Below are 22,875 nucleotides of genomic sequence, written 5' to 3' on the forward strand. Positions count from 1 at the left end.
TGGGACGGGCTTTCGATGAAGTGTGGCGGGACCGGCTTTCGCCGGTCGCCCAGAGGCCAATCAGGCTTCTGCTTCGCCTTCGGCTTCTTCCTTCACGCCACCGGCCGGAGCAACGATCGTTGCAATGGTGAAGTCGCGGTCGGTGATAACCGGGGTCGCGCCCTTCGGCAGCTTGATGTTGGAGATGTGAATGGCGTCGCCGACCTTGAGACCGGAGAGGTCAACGGTCAGGAATTCCGGAATGTCGTTAGCCGAAACGTTGAGTTCGACGTCGTGACGAACGATGTTGAGAACGCCGCCAGCCTTGAGGCCCGGGGACTTCTCTTCGTTTTCGAAGTGAACCGGAACTGCAACGGTAACCTGGCTGTCCTTGGAGACGCGCAGGAAGTCGACATGCATCGTGAAGTCACGGACCGGATCCAGCTGGTAGTCCTTCGGCAGGACGCGGATCTTTTCGCCGTTGACGTCGATGGTTGCAACGGTGGTCATGAAACCGCCGGCGTGGATCTTCATCGTCACTTCCTTGGTGGAGAGCGCGATGGAAAGGGGGGCCTGCTTGTCACCGTAGATGACAGCCGGGATAAGACCGTTGCGACGAAGTTCACGGGAGGACCCCTTACCAACCCGTTCGCGCGTCTCGGCCTTGAGCTCGTAGGATGCGTGGCTCATGGATAGACCTTTCTGTGTCTAATGCTGGAGAGTTCGACCGCCATGCGGAAGAACTGAAGCCGCAAGGACTTCATCCGCGTTGCCTCCAAGGGTGTCTACGCGGACGGGCGCTCCATAGACGAGATCCCCCGCAAATGCAAGCTTTGCCGCGGTTTCAGCTCTTTTTACCGGTGAAACGTGCGAGCGCCAGCATGGCACCGCCGGCAATCAGCCCCCAGAAGGCGCCAGAAACACCGCCGAAGCTGACGCCGGACGCGGTCACGAGGAAGGTGATTGCGGCCGCCTCACGGGTCTTCGGGTCCGTAAAGGCGGCCATGGCGGAGCCGGCGAAGGCACCGACGAGGGCAAGGCCCGCCACAGCCTCGATCAGGATCGACGGCGCAAGGCTGACGAAGGTGGTGACGACGCCGGCAAGCAGGCCGAAGAGGATGTAGAAGGCACCGGCATTGATCGCCGACCAGTAGCGCCGGTTGCGATCCGGATGGGAATCGCCGCCGGCGCACATGGCGGCCGTGATTGCAGCCAGATTGACCGCATGGCCGCCGAAGGGGGCGCTCAACATCGAAAAGACGCCGGTCGTCGCAAACAGCGGTCCCGGCTCCGGGTGATAGTCGTTGACCTTCAGCACGGCGATGCCGGGAATGTTCTGCGAGGCCATGGTGACGATGAAGAGCGGCAGGGCGATGCTGATCATGGCCGCGACGTTGAACTGCGGCATCACGAATTCCACGGTCGGTACCAGCGCCGAGGAGAGGGCGGAAAAGGCGCCGGCCGGGATTTCGACGCCGAAGGTGATGACCAGCACGAAGGCGATCAGCGCGGCGGGCACTGCATAGAGCTTGTTGATGCTGCCGACGAGTGCCCAGGCGATGAGAATCGGCAGGCCGAAAAGCGGATTGAAGGCGATCGCCTTGACAGGGGCAAAGCAGAGGCTGAGCAGCACGCCGGCCAGCATCGCATTGGCGAGCGGCGCCGGGATGGAGGAGACCAGGCGGCCGAGCGGTTTCCAGAGGCCGGCGACGACGACGAGCAGGCCGCAGACGAGAAAGGCGCCGACAGCGGCATTAAAGCCACCTTCGACGATGCCCGCGCTCGCAAGCAAGGCGGCGCCCGGCGTCGACCAGGCAATGCTGACCGGCAGCCGCGTCACGGCGCTGATGACGATGGCGCAAAGGCCCATGGAGATCGACAGCGCCATCAGCCCGGAGGCTGCCTGCGCTTCGCTGGCGCCGACGCCGATGAGCCCGTGCAGCACGACGGCAAAGGAACTGGCGAAGCCGACGAAGGCGATCAGCAGGCCCATGAACAGGCTCTGGAGCGAAAAGTCACGAAGCATGGCGGCAACCGGCTGTTGTGAGGTTGAGTCGCGGCAATTTGATCCTTTCGCGTAGCACATTCGGGCGCTCTGTCGATATCGGCGGCGTGATCCACCGATCAAACTCGTTGACAGGCGCCGGCTCTCGAACCTTCGTCTGGCTGGACCTTCGCGGAAAACGACGGCTATAGTGGCCCCCGTGGATGCGGCCTGCTTGGGAGATCGGCCGTGTCGACATTTCGCCGGACGACGCTTTCAGGGAGGAAGCCGATGGCTGCCGTCAGGGAACATTCAGACTATGTCTACAAGGTTGCGCACCAGCCGTCGGCGGCTGCCAGTTCGCCGATCGCCGCGTCGTGGCGCCGGTGCATGACGCTGCATGGGCTGGCACCCGAGGAGGGGCGTCAGCCGCTCAGACTGTCCGGCGCGGAGTTCGAGCTTGCCCGGCAGAGGTCGGCCGAGCTGATCCTGGAAGCGGGCGGTGAACTCGACCGGCTGTTCGCCACCGTCGGCCGGGCCGGCTGCTGCCTGCTTTTGACTGACGACAAGGGCGTGGCGCTGGAACGCCGCGGCGCCGTCGGCGACGATGCCGATTTTCGCGATGTCGGGCTCTGGTCGGGTACGGTCTGGAGCGAGGCAAGCGTCGGCACCAACGGCATCGGCACCGCGATCGCCGACGAGCGCGCCGTCGTCATCCAGCGCGACCAGCATTTCCTCAGCAGCAATATCGGCCTCAGTTGCACCACGGCGCCGATCCGCGACCATCTCGGCCGGTTGGCCGCGGCCATCGATATCTCCACCTGCCGCTCGGACGCCTCCGAAATGACCATGTCGCTCTTGTCGCAGGCGGTGCGCGACGCGGCTGCGCGCATCGAGGCAGGCCTTTTCCGTCGCGCCTTTGCCAGCGCGCGCATCGTGCTGGTCCCGGTCGATCGCGCCGGGCCGGCGCTTCTCGCCGTCGACCGCGACGACCTCGTGCTAGGCGCAACGCGTGCAGCCCGGCAATGGCTCGATCTCGACGACAAACGCATTGCCGCCGGAGTTCCGGCCTCTGACCTTCTGCGGGAAGATACGTCGGGTGATGCCGGCGAGCTTCCCGATGCGGAGCGTGCTGCGCTTCGACGGGTGCTCTCGCGCGCCAACGGCAATGTCTCCATGGCGGCCGATCTGCTCGGCATCAGCCGCGCCACGCTTTACCGCAAGATGAAGCGGCTTCAGGTCAACTGACCGCACAACATTCTCGATCTGCTCCTCACCATAGCCCTCTCCCCGCATACGGGGAGAGGGGACGTGCCTTACGGCGGTCTTCGTGCTTGGGTGACTACGTTGATTGGGACGTGGGGGCTGCCGCTTGCCCCTTCTCCCCGCTCGCGGGGAGAAGGTCCCGGCAGGGGGATGAGGTGCAGCTTCCGATCGTGTCCGTTCCCGTTTGCTGCGTTGCAGCACAGTAGCTGGCGCCTGGCTGTCTCAATTCTGAAACAGATCGCGTCGCGGGCGATCACGCCTCACTATCGAAGACAACCGAACCGCTCCACGCTCCTCCTCACAGCTCCATTGCTGGGTCTCAGGGAGGAATGAGCATGCTGCATCAGAAGATCGTCGAAAGCCCGTTCAAACAGAAATACGGCAACTTCATCGGCGGGGAATGGCGCGAGCCGGTGGCCGGCCGCTACTTCGACAATACGACGCCGGTGACCGGCGGTGTGCTTTGCCAGGTGGCGCGCTCGGATGCCGCCGATATCGAGTTGGCGCTCGATGCTGCCCATGCCGTCCGCGAGAAATGGGGCCGCACCTCGGCCGCCGAGCGTTCCAACATCCTGATGAAGATCGCCGGCCGGATGGAGGACAATCTCGAACTGCTGGCACGGGCCGAGACCTTCGACAACGGCAAGCCGATCCGCGAGACCATGGCCGCCGACATTCCGCTGGCCATCGACCATTTCCGCTATTTCGCCGCCTGCATCCGTGCCCAGGAAGGTTCGATCGGCGAGATTGACCATGACACGGTCGCCTATCACTTCCACGAGCCGCTCGGCGTCGTCGGTCAGATCATCCCCTGGAACTTCCCGATCCTGATGGCCGCCTGGAAGCTGGCGCCGGCACTTGCGGCCGGCAACTGCGTCGTGCTGAAACCGGCGGAGCAGACACCGGCGTCGATCCTCGTCTGGGCGGAGCTGATCGGCGATCTCCTTCCGGCCGGCGTGCTCAACATCGTCAATGGTTTCGGTCTCGAAGCCGGCAAGCCGCTCGCCACCAGCCCGCGCATCGCCAAGATCGCCTTTACCGGCGAGACGACGACCGGGCGGCTGATCATGCAATATGCCAGCCAGAACCTTATTCCGGTGACGCTGGAGCTCGGCGGCAAGTCGCCGAACATCTTCTTCGCCGATGTGCTCGCCGAAGACGACGACTACTTCGACAAGGCGCTCGAAGGCTTTGCCATGTTCGCGCTGAACCAGGGTGAGGTTTGCACCTGCCCGAGCCGCGCACTGGTGCAGGAGAGCATCTATGACCGCTTCATCGAACGGGCGGTAAAACGCGTCGAGGCGATCCGCCAGGGCAATCCGCTCGACAGCGCCACGATGATCGGCGCGCAGGCGTCGAGCGAACAGCTCGAAAAGATCCTCTCCTACATCGATATCGGCAAACAGGAAGGCGCCGAGGTGCTGACCGGCGGCGGCCGCAATGTGCTCGAAGGCGAGCTGTCGGAAGGCTTCTACGTCAAGCCGACCGTTTTCCGCGGGCACAACAAGATGCGCGTGTTCCAGGAGGAGATCTTCGGGCCTGTCGTTTCGGTCACCACCTTCAAGACCGAGGCCGAAGCGCTGGAGATCGCCAACGACACGCTCTATGGCCTCGGAGCCGGTGTGTGGAGCCGCGATGCCAACCGCTGCTACCGCTTCGGCCGCGAGATCCAGGCCGGGCGTGTGTGGACCAATTGCTATCACGCCTATCCGGCGCATGCGGCCTTCGGCGGCTACAAGCAGTCCGGCATCGGCCGCGAGACGCACAAGATGATGCTCGATCACTACCAGCAGACCAAGAACATGCTGGTGAGCTACAGCCCCAAGGCGCTCGGCTTCTTCTGATTGGATCTGCCTTCCCCGCCGCCTGGGGAAGGCGACAGGAGCGGGAGGGAGGGTGTTCTCCTCCTTTACCTCTCGCTCGATCAACGGCTGAGGCGTGCTCTCCACCCGCGCCTCAGCCGGCTTTTTGCAGAATGCTCTCGAACAGTGAGGCTCGCGAATGTCCACTGAACTCATAGGATCCAGCGGAATCGGCGAACCCCGCGTGCTTGCAACCGATGCGGCGCTCGGCTTCATCGCCGAAATCCGGCGGGATCACCCCGATATCCTGTTTCACCAGTCCGGTGGCTGCTGCGACGGCTCGTCGCCCATGTGTTATCCGGCCGATGACTACATCGTCGGCGACAATGACGTGAAGCTCGGCGAGATCGGCGGCGTGCCTGTCTATATCAGCGCCAGCCAGTTCGAAGTGTGGAAACACACGCAACTGATCATCGACGTGGTGCCGGGCAGGGGCGGCATGTTTTCGCTCGACAACGGACGGGAGAGACGTTTCCTGACGCGCTCCCGGCTCTTTGGCGGCGGCGAGGCCTGTGCCGTGGTTTTCCGTGGACGGTGAGCTGCGGAACTATGTCCGCTCCCGCATGACTTTTGCCGCCAGGTCCAGAAAGGCCCGCAGTTTTGGCTGTGTCTGGGCCTTGGCGGGGAAATAGATGAACAGACCTGGCGACGTCGGCAGATAGGCTTCGAGCACCCGTTCGAGGCGGCCGCTCGCAACGGCGTCGCGCACCGAAAGATCCGGCAGATAGGCAAGCCCGGTGCCGGCCTCCGCCATCTCCATGAGCATCTGAAAATCATTGACGGTGAGGGCGCCCGGAGCATCGACCGAGACGTCGCGCCCCTCGCGCTCGAACTCCCAGCGGTAGATCGTGCCGGATCCCGGATAACGATAGCGGACGGCTTCGTGGCGCGTCACGTCCTCGGGTGTCGACGGCCGCCCGTGCTTGACAAAATAGGAGGGCGAACCGACCACGGCCCACGTGATGTCAGGCGTCAGCCGGACGGCAATCATGTCGCGCTCGACCGCTTCGCCGATGCGCATACCGGCATCGAAGCCATGTTCGGTGATGTCGACGGCCGCATCGTCGATGGAGACTTCGACGGAAACGTCTGGATAGGCCTGGCGAAACCGCGGCAGGAGGGGCGTCAGCACAAGTGGGATGGCCATGCGCGGCACGGTCAGCCGGAGATTGCCCATCGGCCGGTCGCGAAAATCGCCGAGCAACTCATAGGCGTCGGCGATCTCGGTGGCGGCGGGACGTACGCGCTTCAGGAAGGCGAGGCCCGCCTCGGTCAGAGCAACGCGCCGGGTGGTGCGCACGAAAAGCTGGAGGCCGAGGCGGGCTTCGAGCGCCCTGATCGTCTGGCTGACGGCATTGGGCGTGACGCCGAGCGCCGCCGCTGCTGCGGTGAAGCTCTTTGCTTCTGCCACCGCCAGAAACTCTCTCAGTCCGTTGAAAGGGTCGTTCGCCATCCGGCGATTATGAAGCAACTCTTCCAAGCCCATCAAGAAGGCGGTGGTTTTTCACCGCAATCCACTTCGGCATGATCTGTCCAACGGCAACCTGTCTTTCAGAGGATGGAGATCGACATGCAATATACGACGCTTGGAAATACCGGTCTGGTGGTTTCGCGCCTCGCCTTCGGGGCGATGACGTTTACTGCCGGCGACCGCAGCCTCGGCGCGGTCTACAAGACCGATGCCGAGGCTGCCGACGCCCTTGTCGGGCAGGCGCTCGATGCCGGCATCAATTTCTTCGACACCGCCGACGCCTATGCCTCCGGCCAGTCGGAGCGGATCCTGGGTGCGGCGCTCAAATCACGTCGCGACGAGGTGGTGATCGCCACCAAAGTCGGTTTCCGCACCGGCACGTCGCTCAACCAGGCCGGTCTGTCGCGCCGTCACATTCTCTGGTCGGTCGACCAGAGCCTGAAGCGGCTCGCAACCGACTGGATCGACGCCTATATCGTCCACAAGGAAGACCCGCATACGCCGCTTGAGGAAACGCTCGCAGCGCTCGACGCGGTCGTGCGCTCCGGCAAGGTACGCTATATCGGCTTTTCCAACTGGTCGGCCTGGAAGGTGGCAGCGGCCCTCGAAATCCAGAAGGCCAACGGACTGGCACCTTTCACCCATGGCCAGATGCACTATTCGCTGCTCGGCCGCGACGTCGAGCGTGACGTCATTCCGATGATGCAGCGCTATGGGCTGGGGCTGACGGTGTGGAGCCCACTCGCCTCGGGTTTCCTTTCGGGCAAGTACACCCGCGACAATCTCGGCGATCCGGACAACCGCTATTCCGGCTTCGACATCCTGCCCTTCGACAAGGAGCAGGGCTTCAAGCTGGTGGAGCGCATGCGCGGCATCGCCGGCGAACATCGGGCGAGTGTCGCCCAGGTGGCGATCGCCTGGCTGCTTTCGAAGAGGGCGGTGACCAGTGTGCTGCTCGGCGCTTCCAAGCCCCACCAGTTGAAGGACAATCTTGGCGCCGCCGATCTCGCTCTGACGGCGCCGGAGATCTCGGCGCTCGATGCCGAGACCGTGCCGGCGCCTGTCTATCCCAACTGGTTCATCGACAATCTCGTCGACCAGCCGCTGGCCCAGGCGTTCGGGGAGTAACCGCGTCCCGCAACGAAAAACGCCGGCGCGTATGGCGCCGGCGATTTGGAAATTCGGGCGTTCCGGACGACCTCAGTCGAAGAGGCTCGATACCGACTCTTCCTGGCTCGTGCGGCTGATGGCTTCGCCGAGCAGGCCCGCGGTCGAGATGACGCGGATGTTGTGGGCTGACTGGACGGCGGTCGTCGGCTGGATCGAGTCGGTGATGACCAGTTCCTTCAGCATCGACGAGGTAACGCGGGCAACCGCGCCGCCGGAGAGAACGCCGTGGGTGATGTAGGCGGTGACGCTGGTCGCGCCGTTCTTTAAAAGCGCCTCGGCCGCGTTGCAGAGCGTGCCGCCGGAATCGACGATGTCGTCGATCAGCAGGCAGTCCTTGCCCTTCACGTCGCCGATGACGTTCATGACTTCGGATTCACCCGGACGGTCGCGGCGCTTGTCGACGATCGCCAGCAGACAGTCGAGACGCTTGGCAAGCGCACGGGCGCGTACCACGCCGCCGACGTCCGGCGAAACGACCATGACGTTCTTCAGGTCGTAGTTTTCCTTGACGTCGCGCGCCAGGATCGGGATCGCATAGAGGTTGTCGGTCGGGATGTCGAAGAAGCCCTGGATCTGGCCGGCATGAAGATCGAGGGTCAGCACGCGGTCGGCGCCGGCTTCGGTGATCAGGTTGGAGACCAGCTTGGCTGAGATCGGCGTGCGCGGACCGGGTTTGCGGTCCTGGCGGGCATAGCCGAAATAGGGAAGCACGGCAGTGATGCGGCGAGCGGAGGAGCGGCGCACCGCGTCGATCATGATGAGCAGTTCCATCAGGTGATCGTTGGTGGGAAACGAGGTCGACTGGATGATGAAGACATCCTCGCCGCGTACGTTTTCGCCGATCTCGACGAAGATTTCCTGATCGGCGAAACGGCGTACCGTCGCTTTGCCGAGAGGCAGGTTGAGATAGTTGCAGATCGCTTCGGCCAGGAGCCGGTTCGAATTACCTGCGAAAACCTTCATTGACGGACCGCCTTGAGCTGGCGCGGTCACCGTCCGGTACTTTTCCGGCAGCGGTGTTTTCCGCGCAGATTCCGAGAGCCATTCCAATCGCGGTCATTCTTTGCGGATGGCCGCCGTTCAGAGCTGATCGGCCGCTTTTTAGCGAGACTGAACTTGAATGCAAGGGGAATGCTGCGCCGCGAAGGCCAATATCCTAAAAACTTTGTGTCAACCGGCTTGAGATTGCCGCCATTCGAGATAGGCGTCGATGGTTTTCGTCGCAATTCCCTGCATGGTTGTGTCCGGAACGCCACTCCACAAATCCGTGCCGCCGCCGGGAACCTGATCCTGTCCTTGGATGCGGTGCAGGCGGTTGCCGCTGCCGTCGAGCACGTCCCAAACATAAACGACCGTCGTCTTGTCGCCGTCCTTCAGCGCCGAGAAATAGCCTTTGAGGATATGCTCGCTGCTGGCGTCCGCCGAGCCCTTGATCGTCAGGCCGCGGGCGCGAGCGTCGGCACCGAGCTGTTTGGAAAGCGGTGTCACCGCCTGGACCGGTGCGCCGATGATCGGCAGGAAGCGGATCGTGCCGCTCGCGGCAGCACTTGCCTTCGGCAGGGCGGCGACGGTCGGCTGGCTCTGGATTTCTTCGGCCGCGGCCGCCGCCTGCTGAACGGGCGTGTGCTGTATTGGCGCCTGTTCCACCGGTGCCTGGCGGCTCTCGATCGTGTTCTGGACGGGCTCGGAACCGGCGGCAAGCCGGCTTGCCTGTCCCTCGAAGGTGCCGGCCGGATCGGTATAGGTCGCGTCGCCGGTGGCATAGGCCGTCGGTGTGTTCGACGGAGCCGGCTGAGGCGAATAGGCGGTGGTCTGGCTGACGGGTTCGCGCTGCACCGGCGCCATCGCCGTCTGCGTCGACATGGCGTCGAGGTCGGATTGCGTCACTGGCGGCGAGCGGAAGGTTCCCCCGCCGACGTCAACCTGTGGCGTCAGCATCTCGGTGCTGTTGCAGGCGGCGAGCGCAATGGCGAGGCCAAGAGCTACGATGGGCGTGGTGAGCTTTCGCATGTTCAAACCGTCCGTCCGTTTCTTCGCGGCAGTTTCCTGAAACGTCTCCTGTCGTCTGCCATTACGAACGCAAGTCTAGGCGGATTTCCCTAAGCAGAAATGAAGTCCAGGCCGTAACGCGACAGCGCGCGCGGCGTGTCTGTCGTGGTGAGGTAGGTCTGGCCAAGCGTCATGGCGGTGCCGCTGTCGGAATCCATAATGATCATGTGCACGAACAGCGACATGTTCGGCTCGATCTCCTGGGGATTGCCGAGGTGGAACATCTGCTGCTCCATCCAGGAGGGGGAGAAGCGGGCGCCGAGCGAATAGCCGCAGGCGTTCAGCCGGTGGCGGGCAAGGCCGCGTTCGTCCATGATCCTGGCGTGCACGTCGAAGACGGTGCCGAAGGTGTTGCCGGGGCGAAGCACCATCTCGATCGCCTGGATGGTTTCGCGGCAGGCGCTGTAGAGTTCGCGATGGCGATTGGTCGGCTCGCCGATGACGACGGTGCGCATCATCGCCGCATGATAGTGAGCACTGACGCCGGCCCATTCCAGCGTAAGCTGGTCCTGGCTGTCCAGCAGGCGCCGTCCGGACTTGTAGCGGCAGAGCAGCGCATCGGCGCCGGAGCCGATGATGAACTCGTTGGCCGGATAGTCGCCGCCGCCGGCAAGGATCGTTCCCTGCATCGCGGCCAGAATGTCGGCCTCGTTGCCGCCAGGACGAATGAGGGGCAGGGCGGCATCGAGCGCGTCGTCGGCAAGGCTTGCGGCCTTTTCGACATGGGCGATTTCCGCCTCGCTCTTGATCAGGCGCAGGCGGCCGACCAGATGCGAGGCGTCGATCAGCTCGCCAAAGGTCTGTAGCTGCCGGTCGATCAGCCGCGCGGCGCGGCCGGTCATGCCGTGGGTGTCGTATTCGATGCCGATGCGGCAGCCGAGCAGGTCGAGTTCGCTCAAGAGGTTCTTGAGATCCATGGTCGGGTCGGCATTGGCCCGGTCGACCCAGATCTCGATACGCTCGATGTTCGATGTATGACGGGCCTGGCGCAGGTCGGCCGAGCGCGTCAAAAGCACCATCGAGCCGTCCTTCTTGACGACCAGCGTCTGGAAGAAGCAGTAGCCGAAGGTGTCGTAGCCGGTCAGCCAGTACATGCTCTCCTGGGCGAAAAGCAGCACCGCGTCCAGCTTCTCCTCGCGCATCTTCTCCGTCAGCCGCTCGAGACGGCTTGCATATTCTTCCTGGGCAAAGTGAAGCGCCATGTCAGGTCCCTCGTATGCAAATGGCGGAAATCTGTCGGCCGTAGTCCGGTTCCTGCCTGTGGGTCGTGCGCCGATAGGAGAAGAAACGCTCCTCGTCGGCATAGGTGCAGATGTCGAGATTCTCGGCGGCAACGCCCGCTTCGACCAGCCGTTTGATCGTCAGCCCTGGCAGGTCGAACATGGCATGGCCGTCGCGCTCCGAAGGCCGGAAGAAAGTGGCGTAGCTTTCGTTCGCCGCGACGAAGCGTTCTACGAACTCGGAGCCGACCTCATAGTTCCGACGGCTGATCGACGGGCCGAGGCAGGCGACGATGCGCTCGCGCTGCGCGCCGAGCGAAACCATCGTGTCGATGGTGCTTTCGAGCACGCCACCGAGCGCGCCCTTCCAGCCGGCATGCGCGGCACCGATGACGTTGGCTTCGGCATCGGCAAAGAGGATGGGGCCGCAATCGGCCGAGAGCACGCCGAGCACGATGCCCGGCGTTGCCGTCACCAGCGCATCGGCCTCGGGGCGGGCGCCGTCGTAGCTTTCGTCGACCACCACGGCGTCTGGGGAATGGACCTGGTGCACGGTCGCCAGGCGCTCTGGCGAGGCGCCGAACCAGCGGGCGACGCGGGCGCGGTTCTCGTTGACATGGGTACGCTCGTCCTTGGAGCCAAGCCCGACATTGAGGCCGCGATAGATCCCTTCGGAAACGCCGCCTGTTCGGGTGAAATAGCCATGGGCGATTGCCGGTCCGGCCTTCTCGCTGAAAAGCGAGCTTTGCACAGGAGAGAGCGCGGCGTCATGCTGCATTGGTATATTCGCCTTTGCTTTATCAGGAAAATCAATGGGTTTGGGCGCGCGCTCCGGCCCGGCGACTGGCTCTTGATTTGCCGGCGCGATGTTGACCCGCGACGACAGGGCTGTCAATTCCCGAACGGCAGGGGTGCCGTCGGGTGGAGGTTCAAGCCTTCGGTTTGCGGAACGGCGAGAGCGGCACCGGCGGGCTGCTGACGGCCAGGACCTTGAACAGTTCGCCCATCTTTCCGGCGCCTGCGCCGGCAAGCCTCTCGACGTCCTGGCGGATGGTTTCCTGCGTCAGCGCATCCTTGTCGCGGCCAAGGGCCGCGGCGCGTTCCAGAAGACCGAGGCCGACCAAAAAATCGCCCTGGTGGGCAAGACCGTTGATCTGCACATCGTCCGTCTTGGCGCGGCGGGCGAGTTGCTCGAAATCGACGTGGCTGGTGAGATCGGCGCGGCCGGAGCTGGCGAGCGGCGGATCGTATTCGTGATCGCGCACGGCCTGCAGCGTATCGCCATAGCCGGTAGCCATATGGCCATAGTCGATGATCACGGCGGTGCCGCCGCTGATCTTCAACCGTTCGCAGAGGGCCGACATGACAGCGTCGCGGGCGGGAGCAATCTCGAAGATCGTGCCTTCGGCAACACCCTGCGCCGGCGTCGGAAGAAGCTCGGGATCGATGCCGGCAACGCCGGCGGCAAAGGTCAGTTCGTCCGTGGCATCAAGCCCGACCATGCGCTCGCGGAAGCCTTGCGCCGTGCGCACGAACTGCCGGATCGGAATGGCGTCGAAAAGCTCGTTGGCGGCAAGCAGCAGGAAGCCTTCCGGCAGGGTCTCGAAGCTCGTGTGCCATTCGACCTTGTGACCATGGGCGGCGAGCGTTTCCGACTGCACCTTACGCAGCCGTTCGCTGGTTTCGACGAGATGCACGCCGGCGGAAGCATAGAGATCAGGTGCCAGGCGGCGCACGACGCGCAGCATGTCGGCCATCATCGTGCCGCGGCCGGGGCCGATTTCAGCAATCACGGCGCCCTCAGGCTTGCCGTGCTGCTGCCAGGCATGGACGAGGAAGATGCCGATCATCTCGCCGAAGAGCTGGCTGATCTCCGGCGCCGTGGTGAAGTCGCCTTCCTTGCCGAAGGGCTCGTGCACACGGTAGTAGCCGTGCTCCGGATCCGCCAGGCAAAGCGAGAAATAATCGGTGACGCTGATCGGCCCGTGGGTCTTGATCAGCGCCTTGATCTTGTCCGCAAGTGGTGTCGTCATGCCTTCGTCCAATTCGCGGGGCGGCGGCCGGAATAGCCGCGCGCCCTTGCCCCATCCGCTCTCAGGTGGCTGCGCGCCGCGCCCGGGCAATGGCCCAGATGCCGGCGAGCGCCATTGGCAGCGACAAAAGCATGCCCATGGTCAGCCAGCCACCGACAAGATAGCCGATCTGCGCGTCCGGTTCGCGGAAGAATTCGACGAAAATGCGGCTCAGGGCATAGCCGAGCACGAAGATGCCGGTGACGAGCCCCGGGGATTTCAACGCGTGACGACGATAGATGAACCAGGCGAGGACGGAGAGCAGGACGATACCTTCAAGGGCGGCCTCGTAGAGCTGGCTCGGGTGGCGGGCGAACGGACCGCCGGTCGGGAATACGATCGCCCAGGGCATCGACGAGAGGCGGCCCCAGAGTTCGCCGTTGATGAAGTTGGCGATACGACCGAAGAACAGGCCGATCGGGACGACGGCGGCGACAATGTCGAACAGGCTCCAGATGGCGATCTTGTTCTTGCGCGCAAACAGGATCATGGCGAGTGTCGTGCCGAGGAAGCCGCCGTGGAACGACATGCCGCCGTTCCAGATTTCCAGCGCGCGGATCGGATTGGCGAGCACTGAGCCGAGATCGTAGAAGAGAATGTAGCCGATGCGGCCGCCGAGCACGATGCCGCCGGCGGCCCACAGCAGGAAGTCGTCGAGCTGCTGCAGCGTGATGGCCGGCTTGTCGTCCCGCCAGAGCGAGGCGTTCATCGCCAGGCGCCGGGCGTAGAACCAGCCGAGCAGAATGCCCGCCACATAGGCGAGCCCGTACCAGTGGATGGCCAGCGGGCCGATCTGGACGATAACGGGGTCGATTTCGGGGAAGGGGAGGATGGCGAGGCGGGTCGCTAATGTTTCCAATTTATTGTTCTCGTGCCGGGCCGGTTGTTTCGGCGGACCATGGCGAGCGATTTCACCTCGGTCAAGGGCGGCAATGCGCGCCCCGGACACAGGGTCGTGAAGGGAGCCGTGATGGCGCGCGTGATTTTTCTTGCATCGCGCGGCCGGTGACCCTACCTGAAACCCATGGACCGCATCGCGCCTTTAGAGGCGATGGCTGATATGGAGATCGCGACGATGAGCACAGGCACCAACCGCATCCTGGATGACTTTGCCAAGCTGATGACCGATGCTGCCGGCGCCGCTCAAGGCGTGCGCCGCGAGGTTGAAACGGCCTTCCGGGCGCAGGCGGAGCGGGCGCTGAATTCGCTCGACGTCGTCAAGCGCGAAGAGTTCGAAATGGTCAAGGAAATGGCCATCAAGGCGCGCGAGGAAAACGATGCGCTTCTGGCCCGTATTGAGGCTCTCGAAGCGCGTCTCGTCGATACGGGCAAGTAACGCGATTCCCTTGAAATAACGGCATTTCAGCGTTTTTACTTCGCCCGCGGACCTCATCTGCGGGCGTTTTGCTGTGGTTCAGCCGCATAGGTCTGAAACGGCATGATGGGTGGTTAATAAAACCTGAAAAGTTTTCCACCTGTGGACACTGCCAAAAAACCCTTATGGCAGAGTCAGTTAAGCTCAACCGCTTCATTCACATGACAACGTGGACGCGATTGTTCACGGCTATTTTTGGGCCGAGGGGCTGGCAGCCTGACTCCGCCATTATACACTGATTTTAAATGATGATTCGAAACGAACCACGTAAGCTCCGGGCAGGGTAAGTCAGCCAGGATGGATGTGAGTTCAGCAATCATACGTGTTTGTAATCGGTGTTGGGTTTGCGGCGTTGCGTCTTGTGAGCGTGATGACGCATGCCCGTGCCACACCTATGCAGGGTGATGCATGAGCCTTTTGGAAATGGAAGTCGAGCGCCAATCCAACCCGGTCGATATGATCGAGTTCGTGGCCGCCAATAACGACTGGTCGTTCGAACGATCCGGCGAAGACGAAATCGCCATGACGGTCGAAGGCAAGTGGGCGGACTACCACGTTTCCTTCTCCTGGATGGAGGAATTCGAGGCGCTGCACCTGGCCTGTGCCTTCGACATCAAGGTGTCGGAAAGCCGGGTCAACGAAGTCATCCGTCTGCTCTCCCATATCAATGGGCAGGTTTTGATGGGCCACTTCGATCTGTGGCGCCAGGAGGAAGTGGTGATCTTCCGCCAGTCGCTGCTGCTTGCCGGCGGCGCCGAGCCCACCAACCAGCAGGTCGAAGTTCTGCTTTCGAGCGCACTCGACGCTTGCGAATCCTATTATCAGGCGTTTCAATTCGTCGTCTGGTCCGGCATGGACGCGCAGCGCGCCGTCGATGCCGTCCTGTTCGAAACGGTTGGAGAAGCCTGATCATGACGAACGCCGCTTCCGGTCCCATCGTGCTCGTCGGCGCCGGCAATATGGGCGGCGCCATGCTTTCGGGCTGGCTGAAGAGCGGCGTTAAAGGCGCGGACGTTCTCGTCGTCGATCCCGGCCCGCCGCCGGCCATGGCGCAGCTGATCTCGGACAACGGCGTGACGCATGCGACCTCGGTACCGTTGGGTGTCCAGGCGGGTGTGATCTTCCTTGCGGTCAAGCCGCAGGTGATGGACGCCGTCTTGCCGCCGCTGAAATCTCTCGTCGGCCCGGATACCGTCATCGTTTCGGTTGCTGCCGGCAAGACGCTTTCCTTCATCGAAGCCCATCTTGGTGCCGCGGCGACCGTGCGCGCCATGCCGAATACCCCGGCCATGATCGGCCGCGGTGTCACCGGCGCCTTTGCCAATGCCCGCGTCAGCGATCAGCAGCGCGCTCGGGTTCATGATCTCCTGAAGGTCAGCGGTCCGGTCGAATGGGTCCGCACCGAAGCCGAGATCGATGCCGTCACCGCCGTTTCGGGCAGCGGTCCGGCCTATGTCTTCTACCTCGTCGAATGCATGGCCGAGGCGGGCCGCAAGGCCGGCCTTGAGGCGGACCTCGCCATGCGGCTCGCGCGGGAAACCGTCGCTGGGGCTGGCGAACTTTTGCACCAGTCGCCTGACGAAGCCGCGCGGCTGCGCCAGAACGTGACCTCGCCCGGCGGCACGACGGCTGCGGCACTGTCCGTGCTGATGGCCGACGACGGCATGCAGCCGCTGTTTGACAAGGCGATCGCTGCGGCGCGCAAGCGCGCGGAAGAACTCGCAGGCTGAATATTGAATGCGGCTGGCCCCATGTTGGGCCGGCATGGCGCCTGGCCTAAGGGTTTCGCGCCGGGGAAGCGCCGGCGCAGGCCCCATGATCGCGGCTTGGCTGGCGATTGACGAGACTTCTCCAGATTGTGCCGATCACGCGGCGGCAGAGGTCGCCGATCGCAATGCTGCGTTGACGCCGAGCCCAGGAATGCAGCTCATAACTCATCGGCAGACTGCTGCTCGGCTGCTTGCCCATTTCCGTTACTCCTCAAGCTTCGCTGTCTGAGTTCCGGTCCAAGCTACAGCCTGTCGCTCGCGGCGATAATCCATGTTAAATTCCGTTTATCTGTGACGAAATGGAATAGATAGATGGATCGACAGGAAGCCATGGCGGTGTTTCTCGCTGTCGTCGAGGAGGGAGATTTCTCGGCGGCGGCGCGGCGGTTGCGCATGACGCCATCGGCGGTCAGCAAGATCGTTGGCCGGCTGGAGGCGCGCCTTGGCGTGCGCCTGCTGCAGCGATCGACGCGCAGCATCAGCCTGACGAGCGAAGGCAGCGCCTATGCGGAATCGAGCCGCCGCATCCTCGGCGACATGGAAGATGCGGAGGTTGCGATCCAACCGGGGGCGGTGCCGCGCGGGCGGCTGCGGGTGAGCCTGCCCAGCGCCTTCGGTCATCGTCTGATCGTGCCCATGCTGCCTGATTTCATCGAACGGTTTCCGGAGATCGACCTGGAACTCGATTTCAGCGACGCGGTCGTCGACCTCATGAACGGTGAGGCGGATGTTGCGCTGCGGGTGGCGGAACAAAGCGACAGCACGCTGGTGACGCGGCGGCTCGCACCAAACCGTCGCGTCATCTGCGCTGCACCCGCCTATCTCGAGCGGCACGGCGCGCCGCAAACGCCTGACGACCTGCAGCGGCATGTCTGCCTTGCCATCACCGCCCGCGGCCGTCTCAACGTTTGGGAATTTCAGGATGGCAACTGCCGGCGTGCGATCCGTGTTCGTGGCTCCGTCGAAGCCAACAGCACCGAAGCGCTCCGACGGCTTGCGCTCGCAGGCATCGGCATCGTGCGCCTTTCCGAACTGCTCGTGGGCGGAGATATCAAGGCGGGATTGCTGGTGCCGCTTCTGACCGGCAGCAACTATGCCGAGGCAGAGCCGATCACGGTCGTCTATCCGCACCGGCGATTCTTGCCGCCACGCGTGCGTGTTTTCGTCGATTTCCTTGCCGAGCAGTTCGCGCGTCGCCCATGGGAGGAGGCCAGATTTCGCGGGGAGCCCGCCGAGGCCGCCGTGCTTCCGAAATCTCGCCCGATGCTTTAATCCAGCTCCTCGGATGAGATTTCACATAGGGAATGACGATGGCTGAAACTATTGAATTTGCTGATTTCGAGCGCGTGGACATTCGCGTGGGCACCATCGTCGAGGCCGAACCGTTTCCGGAAGCGCGTAAGCCGGCCATCAAGCTGAAAATCGATTTCGGCCCGGAAATCGGCATAAAAAAGTCATCAGCGCAAATCACGGTGCACTATCGTCCGGAGGATCTCGTCGGGCGGCAGGTGCTGGGCGTTGTCAATTTTCCGCCGCGCCAGATCGGACCTGTGCGCTCTGAAGTGCTGACGCTGGGCTTTGCAGACGAGGCCGGTGCGATCGTGCTGGCTGCCACCGAACGGCCGGTCCCCAACGGCAAGAAATTGATGTGATCCCCATGAACATTGCTTTCGAAGTGATCCCCGAGCGCGTCAAGGTGTCCTGCCTTTGGCGCGCCGCCGATGCCGCGCGCGACTGGCGCGCAAGTCATGTGCTGTCGCTGCTCGATCCCGAATTGCCGGATGCCAACGTGCCCGTGATTGCGGACGCCAGCCACCGGGTCGTGCGCATGCGCGACCAGGAAAACCCGACCGCCACCCAGCATTTCCCGGATCTGGTGCTCGAAGTTTTCGAGGCGATGCGCCCGGCGGCCGAGCATGCTGAGAGCCGCATTCTCGTGCATTGCCATGCCGGCGTCAGCCGCTCGACGGCCTTTGCCTATGGTCTGATTGCGCATCAGCTTGGCGCGGGACGAGAGGACGAAGCCTTCCGGGCGCTCTTGACGATCACCCGCAAGCCCTGGCCGAATCGCCGCATCATCGAGATCCTCGATGCCGCCCTTGGCCGCGGCGGCCGACTGCTCGCGCCGCTCGATGTCATGCGCGCCCGTCATCCGCGCCGTATCGACGCCTGGCACCGTTTCAACGAACGACGCGGCCTGACGTCGATCTACCAGCGCTGACGGGCTCAACTCTCCGGCAACAGCATCTCGGCGTAGCGCTTGAGTGAGCGGTTGTAGCGGGGGAGGTGCCGTGACAGGCTGGCGAGCGCGAGCGCGGCCGCCTGTTGCGCCTGGCCAGTATCGACGAGGCAGAGCGCCAGGAAGGCGACGACCGCATCGTCGAGTTCGTCCGATGGCTTGTCCCGCTCGGCGGTGAGCAGGGCGACACCTTCTTTGGCGCGGCCGAGATTGCGCAGGGTGCTGGCGAGCTGGATGGTGGCCCGTCGGCGGCGAATTCCCTGAAGACCGTTTTCCAGCGCCTGCCGGTAGAGCGGCTCCGCCTTCATCTCATGGCCGGTCGAATCCTGCGCCGAGGCTCTTTCGAACAATCCGATGGCATGTCCTGCCGGCAGTTCGGCGGCAAGGGCATCGATGCGGGCGATAAAGGCGTCGCTATCTGTCGGGTCGAAGGTTGCCCAGAGTTCGGCCAGCCGTCGCTCCCAGTCAGCCCAATCGATGGCGTCTACCATGGCCCGTTCCCCTTAGCCCATTCGTGGCCAGAAGTGGCCCGCCCGCGCGGGAACGTCAAGCCGGGACGCGCACCGTTGCCCTGAGGCCGCCGAGCGGGCTGTCGCCAAGCGTGACGTTGCCCCCGTGGCTGCGGGCGATATCGCGGGCGATCGCCAGCCCGAGGCCGGTGCCGGAACTGTCGAGATTGCGGGCTTCGTCGAGGCGGAAGAACGGCTTGAACACATCCTCGCGCGAACGTTCGGGAATACCTGGGCCGTCATCGTCGACGGTGATGGTGAGCCACTTGGCACTGTGGCGCGCATCGATCTTGACAGTGTTGGCGTAGCGGTAGGCGTTCGAGGCGATGTTGGCGACGAGACGGGTGAAGGCGTTTGGCCGCACGCGGATATCGTCTTCCCCCTCGATGGATGTGGTCAGGGTCTTGCCGAGCAGTTCGGCTTCAGCGGCGAGCCGGGTCATCAGGTCGCTGAGTTTCAGCTGGCCGACGTCCTCCTCCGCTTCGCTGCGGGCGAAGGCCAGATAGCCTTCCAGCATGTTCTGCATGTCATCGACGTCCTGGTTCAGGCCTTCGAGATCGGGGTTGTTGCCGGCAAGCGCCAGCTGCAGCTTGAAGCGGGTGAGGATGGTTCGAAGATCGTGGCTGACGCCAGTCAGCATCGCGGTGCGCTGCTCGATCTGGCGTTCGATGCGCTCGCGCATCTGGATGAAGGCGAGGCCGGCGCGGCGGATTTCATCGGCGCCGCGCGGCGCGAAGTCGTCGATCTTCTGGCCCTTGCCGAAGCTTTCGGCCGCCTTGGTCAAGGCCAGGATCGGGCGGATCTGGCCGCGCAGGAAGAGCACCGCGATCGTCAGCAGCACCAGCGAGGCCGCCACCATCCAGACGAGGAAGATGTGGGTGTTGGAAGCGTAGGCCTGGTTGCGCCGGGCATAGACGCGCAGGATGCGGCCGTCATCGAGCTTGATGCGGATCTCGACGAGCTTGGAGTTGCCGACCGTATCGATCCAGAAGGGGCGGCGGACCTGGTTGGAAATCTCTTCGCCGAGGATCTGGTCGAGGATTTCGAAGAAGGGGCTGGGGCGCGGCGGCGGCAGTTCGCCGGGCGGGTCCACGGAGATGCTGAGATCGAGCTGATCGCGGGCGATGCGGATGATCTCGGAGATGTCGCGGTCGGCAGGGAAGGTGTCGATAAGATCGACGATCGCGGCAATGTCCCCGGTGACGGCGGCCGACAGGCGCTGCGTCACCAGCTGCCAGTGGCGCTCCATGAAGATGAAGGCGACCACCGACTGCAGAAGCACCATGGGAATGATGACGATCAGCAGCGAGCGGGCGTAAAGCCCCATGGGCAGGCGACGGCGCAGCCAGCGGGTGAACCGCCTCCAGGCATTGTCGTTCGCCCCGGATGCGCCGTGCTCTATGCCGTCAAAGCTTGCCATGGTTTGCCGCGCTCATCGGAAAGGCTGCCATTTCAGTCCACGCTCAGCCGGTAGCCGATGCCGCGCACCGTCTGCAGCCAGACGGGGTTGGACGGGTCGTCCTCGATCTTGCGGCGCAGGCGGTTGATCTGCACGTCGATCGTGCGCTCGCCGACTTCGGCATCGTCGCCGATCAACTCGTGGCGCGGGATGGTTTCGCCGGCACGTTGCGAAAAGAGTGTCATGATCTCCTGCTCGCGGTCCGTCAGGCGGATGTGATCGGCGCCACGACGCAGCTCCTTGCGCACCACCGAGAAGGTGTAGGGACCGAAGATCACCTGGTCGACCTTGGGGGCCTGGGCCGGCTGGTTGCGGCGCAGGATGTTGTTGATGCGCAGCACCAGTTCGCGCGGGTCGAAGGGCTTCGACAGATAATCGTCGGCGCCGGCCTCGAGACCCTCGATGCGGGAGTTGGATTCCGCCAGCGCCGTCAACATCAGGATCGGCACGGTCTTGATTTGCCTGAGGCTCTGGGTGAGCGAAATGCCGCTTTCGCCGGGCATCATCACGTCGACGATCAGAAGGTCGAAGTCGAGGCCGACGAGCTTGCGTCGGGCTTCGTCCGCATCGGACGCGGTCGTCACGCGAAAACCCTGTTCGACCAGGTAGCGGTTGAGCAGATCGCGGATGCGCCGGTCGTCGTCAACGACCAGAAGGTGAGCCGCATCGTCCGAGACAGTCGCTTTTGTCGTCATTCCACGCTTCCCAAGTTGCAGGTCAGACCCGCGCTACGGCGGGCGTCAGTCTGCGGCGTTGTTCTTCATCCCGGCGAGAAAGCGCTTGACCGTTTCGCGCGCGCCCGGACCGGTTCTTGCCAATGCATCGGCTATGCGGCGGGACTGTGGCTCGGCAAGCGCACGCGCCAGTGCCTGGCCTTCTTCCGTCGTGTAGAGCATCCGCTGGCGCCGGTCTTCAGGGCCGGTTTCCTGGCGAATATACCCGGAGTCGATCAGTTGCTTCAGCACCCGGGCAAGGCTCTGCTTGGTAATCTTCAGCGTGTCCAGGAGGTCGGCGACTGTCATGCCCGGCTCGCGGTCGACAAAGTGCACGACGCGGTGGTGCGCCCGTCCGAAGCCGCTCTTTTCCAGGATCGCATCCGGGTCGGAGGTGAAGTCGCGATAGGCGAAGAAGAGCAGCTCGATGATCTCGAAATCGATCGTATCGTCATCGGCGGCGGCATCGTTCAGATACCGGGTGTTCTCTTTGGATTGGCCGGCCACGCGGTCATTTCCTTTCAGCCTGATTGCAACTTGCGAAACATTCGAAAAAATATGTCAGCTTTGTTGACATATTTTTACCATAGCATTAGCGTCCATGCTCGGTAAGCGAGACATTTGGCGTTGGCAACATCTGAAAGGATATGCCGTGCCGTTCCGATCGCAAATCCAAAATCACGAAATTGAATTTTCCCTCAATCAGTTTGCCGATAGACTGAAAGCAGGGCGATAATCAACTAAGAATGGCGCGCATGCGCCGGAGGATGACACCATGGCAGCGGTTCCTTTTGATCAGTTGGACGGACAGATCTGGTTCAACGGCGAGTTCGTCGCGTGGAAGGATGCCAAGATTCACGTGCTGACCCACGGCCTGCACTATGCCAGCGCGGTCTTTGAGGGCGAGCGCGCCTATGGCGGGCGCATCTTCAAGCTGACCGAGCACAACCAGCGCCTGCATCAGTCCGCCGAAATCCTCGGCTTCAAGATCCCTTATTCGGTGGAAGAACTGGACGCAGCCAGCGTCGAGCTTCTGAAGCGTCAGGGCTTCTCCGAGGCCTATGTGCGGCCGATCGCCTGGCGCGGCAGCGAGAGCATGGGCGTTTCGGCGCAGAACAACCGCATCAACGTCGCCATCGCCATCTGGCAGTGGGGCAGCTATTTCAACCCGGCCGAAAAGCTCAAGGGCATCCGGCTCGATATCGCAGAATATCGCCGCCCGGATCCGCAGACGGCACCTTCGAAGTCGAAAGCCGCCGGCCTCTACATGATCTGCACCATCTCCAAGCATGCGGCCGAGGCCAAGGGCTATGCGGACGCGATGATGCTGGATTACCGCGGCCGCGTGGCCGAAGCGACCGGTGCCAACATCTTCTTCGTCAAGGACGGCGTCATCCACACGCCGGTGCCGGATTGCTTCCTCGACGGCATCACCCGTCGCACGGTGATCGAGCTTGCCAAGCGCCGCGGCTATGAAGTGGTCGAGCGGGCGATCATGCCGGAGGAACTGTCCGGTTTCAGCGAATGCTTCCTCACCGGCTCGGCCGCCGAAGTGACGCCGGTTTCCGAAATCGGTCCTTACCGCTTCACGCCGGCGACGATCTGCGAAACGCTGATGAACGACTACATGAAGGAAGTCTATCCGGTTGCCGCGGCAGCCGAGTAACGGCATCCGGAATGCTCTCGAAAGCAGAAAAGGCGGCCCCCGGGCCGCCTTTTGTCTTGCTACGGATATGAT

Annotated in this window: 24 protein-coding genes; 11 read left to right on the forward strand and 13 right to left on the reverse strand. The window is 63.3% G+C overall.

Annotated elements, in window-relative coordinates:
- Positions 1-60: 60 nt before the first annotated feature.
- Together BLU15_RS23580 and BLU15_RS23585 are read right to left on the reverse strand one after the other, a co-directional pair.
- Positions 61-669: a 50S ribosomal protein L25/general stress protein Ctc gene (locus BLU15_RS23580; RefSeq protein ID WP_034788765.1), complete on the reverse strand. Its 609-nt coding sequence runs from the start codon at positions 667-669 to the stop codon at positions 61-63.
- A 154-nt stretch (positions 670-823) separates the two neighbouring features.
- Positions 824-2,005 (reverse strand): benzoate/H(+) symporter BenE family transporter, encoded by a 1,182-nt coding sequence (locus BLU15_RS23585; protein WP_060606735.1) that lies wholly within the window; start codon positions 2,003-2,005, stop codon positions 824-826.
- Between the two features lie 249 nt (positions 2,006-2,254).
- On the opposite strand from BLU15_RS23585, the gene BLU15_RS23590 reads away from it, so the two are divergent.
- The 3 genes from BLU15_RS23590 to BLU15_RS23600 all read left to right on the forward strand — a co-directional run bounded on the left by BLU15_RS23590 (position 2,255) and on the right by BLU15_RS23600 (position 5,629).
- Entirely contained in the window at positions 2,255-3,211 is a 957-nt protein-coding gene (locus BLU15_RS23590) for a helix-turn-helix domain-containing protein (RefSeq protein WP_060606738.1), read from the forward strand.
- A gap of 353 nt (positions 3,212-3,564) precedes the next feature.
- A complete protein-coding gene (gene adh, locus BLU15_RS23595; RefSeq protein ID WP_090298472.1) occupies positions 3,565-5,073 on the forward strand; it encodes an aldehyde dehydrogenase in 1,509 nt (502 codons plus the stop codon).
- Positions 5,074-5,230: 157 nt separating this feature from the next.
- The gene (locus BLU15_RS23600) at positions 5,231-5,629 is read left to right on the forward strand and encodes a DUF779 domain-containing protein (protein WP_060581759.1); all 399 of its coding nucleotides are present in this window, start codon (positions 5,231-5,233) and stop codon (positions 5,627-5,629) included.
- 9 nt (positions 5,630-5,638) lie between these two features.
- On the opposite strand, the gene BLU15_RS23605 is transcribed toward BLU15_RS23600, so the two are convergent.
- Positions 5,639-6,544 (reverse strand): LysR family transcriptional regulator, encoded by a 906-nt coding sequence (locus tag BLU15_RS23605; protein WP_090298476.1) that lies wholly within the window; start codon positions 6,542-6,544, stop codon positions 5,639-5,641.
- 117 nt (positions 6,545-6,661) lie between these two features.
- Between BLU15_RS23605 and BLU15_RS23610 the strand changes: the two genes are divergently transcribed.
- Positions 6,662-7,690 carry an aldo/keto reductase gene (locus BLU15_RS23610; RefSeq protein WP_090298554.1) on the forward strand — a complete coding sequence of 343 codons (1,029 nt, stop codon included), beginning with the start codon at positions 6,662-6,664 and terminating at the stop codon, positions 7,688-7,690.
- Between the two features lie 72 nt (positions 7,691-7,762).
- On the opposite strand, the gene BLU15_RS23615 is transcribed toward BLU15_RS23610, so the two are convergent.
- The 6 genes from BLU15_RS23615 to lgt form a co-directional block, all read right to left on the reverse strand.
- Positions 7,763-8,695 carry a ribose-phosphate pyrophosphokinase gene (locus BLU15_RS23615; RefSeq protein WP_034788749.1) on the reverse strand — a complete coding sequence of 311 codons (933 nt, stop codon included), beginning with the start codon at positions 8,693-8,695 and terminating at the stop codon, positions 7,763-7,765.
- Between the two features lie 207 nt (positions 8,696-8,902).
- Entirely contained in the window at positions 8,903-9,742 is an 840-nt protein-coding gene (locus tag BLU15_RS23620; RefSeq protein WP_060518713.1) for a hypothetical protein, read from the reverse strand.
- Between the two features lie 89 nt (positions 9,743-9,831).
- Positions 9,832-10,983, reverse strand: a complete 1,152-nt coding sequence (locus BLU15_RS23625; RefSeq protein WP_034788744.1) for a M24 family metallopeptidase — start codon at positions 10,981-10,983, stop codon at positions 9,832-9,834.
- A 1-nt stretch (position 10,984) separates the two neighbouring features.
- On the reverse strand, positions 10,985-11,779 hold the full coding sequence (gene pgeF, locus BLU15_RS23630; RefSeq protein WP_034788741.1) for a peptidoglycan editing factor PgeF: 795 nt from the start codon (positions 11,777-11,779) through the stop codon (positions 10,985-10,987).
- 151 nt (positions 11,780-11,930) lie between these two features.
- Positions 11,931-13,034 (reverse strand): class I SAM-dependent methyltransferase, encoded by a 1,104-nt coding sequence (locus BLU15_RS23635; protein WP_090298479.1) that lies wholly within the window; start codon positions 13,032-13,034, stop codon positions 11,931-11,933.
- 61 nt (positions 13,035-13,095) lie between these two features.
- On the reverse strand, positions 13,096-13,932 hold the full coding sequence (gene lgt / locus BLU15_RS23640) for a prolipoprotein diacylglyceryl transferase (protein WP_034788738.1): 837 nt from the start codon (positions 13,930-13,932) through the stop codon (positions 13,096-13,098).
- 216 nt (positions 13,933-14,148) lie between these two features.
- On the opposite strand from lgt, the gene BLU15_RS23645 reads away from it, so the two are divergent.
- From BLU15_RS23645 to BLU15_RS23675, 6 genes are all read left to right on the forward strand, one after another.
- The gene (locus BLU15_RS23645) at positions 14,149-14,409 is read left to right on the forward strand and encodes an accessory factor UbiK family protein (protein ID WP_034789034.1); all 261 of its coding nucleotides are present in this window, start codon (positions 14,149-14,151) and stop codon (positions 14,407-14,409) included.
- Positions 14,410-14,856: 447 nt separating this feature from the next.
- Positions 14,857-15,357 (forward strand): type III secretion system chaperone family protein, encoded by a 501-nt coding sequence (locus BLU15_RS23650; protein WP_034788736.1) that lies wholly within the window; start codon positions 14,857-14,859, stop codon positions 15,355-15,357.
- A gap of 2 nt (positions 15,358-15,359) precedes the next feature.
- On the forward strand, positions 15,360-16,178 hold the full coding sequence (gene proC / locus BLU15_RS23655; RefSeq protein ID WP_090298482.1) for a pyrroline-5-carboxylate reductase: 819 nt from the start codon (positions 15,360-15,362) through the stop codon (positions 16,176-16,178).
- Positions 16,179-16,529: 351 nt separating this feature from the next.
- A complete protein-coding gene (locus BLU15_RS23665; protein ID WP_090298488.1) occupies positions 16,530-17,489 on the forward strand; it encodes a LysR family transcriptional regulator in 960 nt (319 codons plus the stop codon).
- 38 nt (positions 17,490-17,527) lie between these two features.
- Positions 17,528-17,869, forward strand: coding sequence for a tRNA-binding protein (locus BLU15_RS23670; protein WP_034789031.1), 342 nt, complete (start codon positions 17,528-17,530; stop codon positions 17,867-17,869).
- Between the two features lie 5 nt (positions 17,870-17,874).
- Positions 17,875-18,438 carry a protein-tyrosine phosphatase family protein gene (locus BLU15_RS23675; RefSeq protein ID WP_090298491.1) on the forward strand — a complete coding sequence of 188 codons (564 nt, stop codon included), beginning with the start codon at positions 17,875-17,877 and terminating at the stop codon, positions 18,436-18,438.
- A gap of 5 nt (positions 18,439-18,443) precedes the next feature.
- On the opposite strand, the gene BLU15_RS23680 is transcribed toward BLU15_RS23675, so the two are convergent.
- From BLU15_RS23680 to BLU15_RS23695, 4 genes are read right to left on the reverse strand one after another with little or no spacing between them, the layout of a single operon-like run.
- Positions 18,444-18,947 (reverse strand): tetratricopeptide repeat protein, encoded by a 504-nt coding sequence (locus BLU15_RS23680; protein WP_090298494.1) that lies wholly within the window; start codon positions 18,945-18,947, stop codon positions 18,444-18,446.
- A 55-nt stretch (positions 18,948-19,002) separates the two neighbouring features.
- Positions 19,003-20,385, reverse strand: coding sequence for an ATP-binding protein (locus tag BLU15_RS23685; RefSeq protein WP_034788716.1), 1,383 nt, complete (start codon positions 20,383-20,385; stop codon positions 19,003-19,005).
- 32 nt (positions 20,386-20,417) lie between these two features.
- Positions 20,418-21,119 carry a response regulator gene (locus BLU15_RS23690; protein ID WP_043618070.1) on the reverse strand — a complete coding sequence of 234 codons (702 nt, stop codon included), beginning with the start codon at positions 21,117-21,119 and terminating at the stop codon, positions 20,418-20,420.
- A gap of 45 nt (positions 21,120-21,164) precedes the next feature.
- Positions 21,165-21,644, reverse strand: a complete 480-nt coding sequence (locus BLU15_RS23695; RefSeq protein ID WP_034788710.1) for a MarR family winged helix-turn-helix transcriptional regulator — start codon at positions 21,642-21,644, stop codon at positions 21,165-21,167.
- Between the two features lie 268 nt (positions 21,645-21,912).
- Between BLU15_RS23695 and BLU15_RS23700 the strand changes: the two genes are divergently transcribed.
- Positions 21,913-22,803 carry a branched-chain amino acid aminotransferase gene (locus BLU15_RS23700; protein ID WP_034788707.1) on the forward strand — a complete coding sequence of 297 codons (891 nt, stop codon included), beginning with the start codon at positions 21,913-21,915 and terminating at the stop codon, positions 22,801-22,803.
- Positions 22,804-22,875 lie beyond the last annotated feature (72 nt).

Source organism: Ensifer sp. YR511, assembly GCF_900103045.1.
Taxonomy (GTDB): Bacteria; Pseudomonadota; Alphaproteobacteria; order Rhizobiales; family Rhizobiaceae; genus Ensifer; species Ensifer adhaerens.

Bases quoted from the DNA above. Each gene is read 5' to 3' on its own strand.
- BLU15_RS23635 (WP_090298479.1), bottom strand. From the start codon at position 13,034: ATGACGACACCACTTGCGGACAAGATCAAGGCGCTGATCAAGACCCAC.
- BLU15_RS23605 (WP_090298476.1), bottom strand. From the start codon at position 6,544: ATGGCGAACGACCCTTTCAACGGACTGAGAGAGTTTCTGGCGGTGGCA.
- BLU15_RS23650 (WP_034788736.1), top strand. From the start codon at position 14,857: ATGAGCCTTTTGGAAATGGAAGTCGAGCGCCAATCCAACCCGGTCGAT.
- BLU15_RS23585 (WP_060606735.1), bottom strand. From the start codon at position 2,005: ATGCTTCGTGACTTTTCGCTCCAGAGCCTGTTCATGGGCCTGCTGATC.
- BLU15_RS23600 (WP_060581759.1), top strand. From the start codon at position 5,231: ATGTCCACTGAACTCATAGGATCCAGCGGAATCGGCGAACCCCGCGTG.
- BLU15_RS23645 (WP_034789034.1), top strand. From the start codon at position 14,149: ATGAGCACAGGCACCAACCGCATCCTGGATGACTTTGCCAAGCTGATG.
- BLU15_RS23685 (WP_034788716.1), bottom strand. From the start codon at position 20,385: ATGGCAAGCTTTGACGGCATAGAGCACGGCGCATCCGGGGCGAACGAC.
- BLU15_RS23680 (WP_090298494.1), bottom strand. From the start codon at position 18,947: ATGGTAGACGCCATCGATTGGGCTGACTGGGAGCGACGGCTGGCCGAA.
- proC (WP_090298482.1), top strand. From the start codon at position 15,360: ATGACGAACGCCGCTTCCGGTCCCATCGTGCTCGTCGGCGCCGGCAAT.
- BLU15_RS23690 (WP_043618070.1), bottom strand. From the start codon at position 21,119: ATGACGACAAAAGCGACTGTCTCGGACGATGCGGCTCACCTTCTGGTC.
- BLU15_RS23665 (WP_090298488.1), top strand. From the start codon at position 16,530: ATGGATCGACAGGAAGCCATGGCGGTGTTTCTCGCTGTCGTCGAGGAG.
- BLU15_RS23610 (WP_090298554.1), top strand. From the start codon at position 6,662: ATGCAATATACGACGCTTGGAAATACCGGTCTGGTGGTTTCGCGCCTC.
- pgeF (WP_034788741.1), bottom strand. From the start codon at position 11,779: ATGCAGCATGACGCCGCGCTCTCTCCTGTGCAAAGCTCGCTTTTCAGC.
- BLU15_RS23700 (WP_034788707.1), top strand. From the start codon at position 21,913: ATGGCAGCGGTTCCTTTTGATCAGTTGGACGGACAGATCTGGTTCAAC.
- BLU15_RS23670 (WP_034789031.1), top strand. From the start codon at position 17,528: ATGGCTGAAACTATTGAATTTGCTGATTTCGAGCGCGTGGACATTCGC.
- BLU15_RS23615 (WP_034788749.1), bottom strand. From the start codon at position 8,695: ATGAAGGTTTTCGCAGGTAATTCGAACCGGCTCCTGGCCGAAGCGATC.
- BLU15_RS23590 (WP_060606738.1), top strand. From the start codon at position 2,255: ATGGCTGCCGTCAGGGAACATTCAGACTATGTCTACAAGGTTGCGCAC.
- BLU15_RS23580 (WP_034788765.1), bottom strand. From the start codon at position 669: ATGAGCCACGCATCCTACGAGCTCAAGGCCGAGACGCGCGAACGGGTT.
- BLU15_RS23625 (WP_034788744.1), bottom strand. From the start codon at position 10,983: ATGGCGCTTCACTTTGCCCAGGAAGAATATGCAAGCCGTCTCGAGCGG.
- BLU15_RS23620 (WP_060518713.1), bottom strand. From the start codon at position 9,742: ATGCGAAAGCTCACCACGCCCATCGTAGCTCTTGGCCTCGCCATTGCG.
- BLU15_RS23675 (WP_090298491.1), top strand. From the start codon at position 17,875: ATGAACATTGCTTTCGAAGTGATCCCCGAGCGCGTCAAGGTGTCCTGC.
- adh (WP_090298472.1), top strand. From the start codon at position 3,565: ATGCTGCATCAGAAGATCGTCGAAAGCCCGTTCAAACAGAAATACGGC.